Annotated in this window: 5 protein-coding genes; all 5 read left to right on the forward strand. The window is 52.9% G+C overall.

Annotated elements, in window-relative coordinates; translation table 11 throughout:
* A partial coding sequence (locus B5G00_RS19155; protein WP_087275075.1) for a hypothetical protein occupies nucleotides 1-184 on the forward strand: 184 nt, incomplete at its 5' end.
* Nucleotides 174-587 carry a cysteine-rich VLP domain-containing protein gene (locus B5G00_RS18360; protein WP_002584985.1) on the forward strand — a complete coding sequence of 138 codons (414 nt, stop codon included), beginning with the start codon at nucleotides 174-176 and terminating at the stop codon, nucleotides 585-587. The genes B5G00_RS19155 and B5G00_RS18360, both read left to right, overlap by 11 nt.
* Before the next feature lie 111 nt (nucleotides 588-698).
* Nucleotides 699-1,094, forward strand: coding sequence for a replication initiator protein A (locus tag B5G00_RS18365; protein ID WP_087275076.1), 396 nt, complete (start codon nucleotides 699-701; stop codon nucleotides 1,092-1,094).
* A gap of 184 nt (nucleotides 1,095-1,278) precedes the next feature.
* Nucleotides 1,279-2,223 (forward strand): MobV family relaxase, encoded by a 945-nt coding sequence (gene mobV / locus B5G00_RS18370; protein ID WP_087275077.1) that lies wholly within the window; start codon nucleotides 1,279-1,281, stop codon nucleotides 2,221-2,223.
* 72 nt (nucleotides 2,224-2,295) lie between these two features.
* Nucleotides 2,296-2,490 carry a hypothetical protein gene (locus B5G00_RS18375; RefSeq protein WP_002334813.1) on the forward strand — a complete coding sequence of 65 codons (195 nt, stop codon included), beginning with the start codon at nucleotides 2,296-2,298 and terminating at the stop codon, nucleotides 2,488-2,490.
* The last annotated feature ends 49 nt before the right edge of the window (nucleotides 2,491-2,539 follow it).

Genomic DNA, 2,539 nt, shown 5'->3' on the forward strand with positions numbered 1-2,539 from the left:
CGATGGACAGCACCTTGAAAACAGAATGACCGTCCGAAAAGGAATACCCCGGCTGGGGAAGCACCGCAAGGAACCGGACTTCGGGACAAAATGTCCCGAAGCTGCGGGGAGCGTGCCAAAGCTGGAAATCCTTTCGGGGAAAACGGCAACGGAAAGCAAAATGGAGGGAACGCATGAGAAATAACCCCTATAAAGACTTGCCGCCGCTGGAACGCAGGCCGGACGGTTCCCTTTACCGCATGACACCGGCACAGAGGAAACAGGCGGCCAGCCTGATACGCCGGGAGTGCTGTTGCTGTGAGGACGGCAACTGCATTGTCCTTGACGATGGGGACACCTGCACCTGCCCGCAGACGGTTTCTTTCTCGGTCTGCTGTAAGTGGTTCCGCTGGGCGGTCTTGCCGCTGGACGGGACGCTGGAAGCGGAGATTTTCCGGGATAAGGACTTGAAACGCTGTGTGGTCTGCGGCGGTGTGTTCGTCCCCAAATCCAACCGGGCAAAATACTGCCCCGGCTGTGCCGCCAGAGTTCACAGGCGGCAGAAAACAGAAAGTGAACGGAAAAGGAGGTCTGCTGTGGACAGTTAGGAGCGAAAAAAGCCTTGATTTATCAGGCTTTGCAAGCCCCAAACCGGGGCAGGTGGTATAAAGTATCGCCCGCCCCGGAAAACGGGCTTCTAACCGTCCACAAAACGCACTATGACAAATACCATCTATATCCATCAGCCGGAAAAGGCGTTCAGCTTCACCCGGCTCCCGAATTTCCTCTTTGAAGCCCCCACATTCAAGCCCCTGTCCAACGAGGCAAAGGTTCTGTACGCCTTTATCCTGCGCCGGACAGAGTTGTCCCGCAAGAATGGGTGGGCGGATGACTGCGGACGGATTTTCCTGTATTACCCCATCTGCGAGGTGGTTGACCTGCTCCACTGTGGGCGGCAGAAAGCGGTGAACACCCTGCGGGAACTGCAATACGCCGGACTGGTGGAAATCCAGAAACAGGGCTGTGGAAAACCCAACCGCATTTTCCCAAAATCCTATGAAGCGGTTCCAAACACCGACTTCAAGAAATCCGGTTCTGGTACGCCGGAGGACTGAAAACCGTACCCATGAAGTACGGAAACCGCCCCTCTTGAAGTACGAAAACCGGACGGTATATAGAAATACAAAGATTAAAATGATTTATTTATATCCATTCCATTCCTATCGTATCAGAGATAATTCCGGCGGGATTTTCCCTGTGGAAAACCCCGGATAGGAAAGGAATGGGGAAAGGAGCAGAATGGCACAACACGCAATTTTGCGGTTTGAGAAGCACAAGGGCAACCCGGCAAGGCCGCTGGAAGCCCATCACGAAAGACAGAAAGAACAATACGCCAGCAACCCCGACATTGACACAAGCCGGAGTAAATACAACTTCCATATCGTCAAGCCGGAGGGACGCTATTACCACTTCATTCAGAGCCGTATCGAGCAGGCTGGATGCCGGACGAGGAAAGACAGCACACGGTTTGTCGATACGCTGATAACCGCCAGCCCGGAGTTCTTCAAGGGGAAATCCCCAAAAGAGATACAGGCGTTCTTCCAAAGGGCGGCAGATTTCCTCATTGGCCGGGTAGGACGGGAAAATATCGTGTCGGCGGTGGTACACATGGACGAGAAAACGCCCCACCTGCATTTGACCTTTGTTCCGCTGACAAAGGACAACCGCCTGTGCGCTAAGGAGATTATCGGCAACCGGGCAAACCTGACGAAGTGGCAGGACGATTTTCACGCCTATATGGTGGAGAAATATCCCGACTTGGAGCGTGGGGAAAGTGCCAGCAAGACAGGCCGGAAGCATATCCCCACCCGGATTTTCAAACAGGCGGTTTCCCTCTCCCGGCAGGCAAGAGCCATTGAAGCCGCCCTTGACGGCATTAACCCGCTGAACGCCGGAAAGAAAAAAGAGGAAGCCCTCTCCATGCTGAAAAAGTGGTTCCCGCAGATGGAGAACTTCTCCGGGCAACTGAAAAAGTACAAGGTCACAATCAATGACCTGTTGGCGGAGAATGAGAAGCTGGAAGCAAGGGCAAAGGCCAGCGAAAAAGGAAAGATGAAAGATACGATGGAACGGGCAAAGCTGAAAAGCGAACTGGACAATTTACAGCGGCTGGTTGACCGTATCCCGCCGGATATACTGGCGGAACTGAAACGTCAGCAGCGTCAGCATGGAAAGGAAAGGTGATAGATATAAGCAGAAATTTTCGCCGCCTTTGTGCGGCATTGTACCTTGAAAACTGAATATGGAGGACACTGGATGGCAAAAAGCGAAAGCGATATTTTCACACCCCGGACAGGGCAGGTCATACAAGCAGAGAACGGCACGCAGTATTTTGTATGTGGGAACAACCGTATAAAAATCTCCGAACACTTCGCCGCAGGCGGGAAGCCCCTCGGTGATCTGATTGTAGATGTGGTGCGGCATACCGCAGAAAAAGCCGCTTCAACCTGATAGCCCATCATTGATAACACGCCCACGCTTATGATATAATTGCCATAGA

Source organism: Blautia sp. An46 (assembly GCF_002161645.1).
In the GTDB taxonomy this organism is placed as follows: Bacteria; Bacillota; Clostridia; order Lachnospirales; family Lachnospiraceae; genus Blautia; species Blautia ornithocaccae.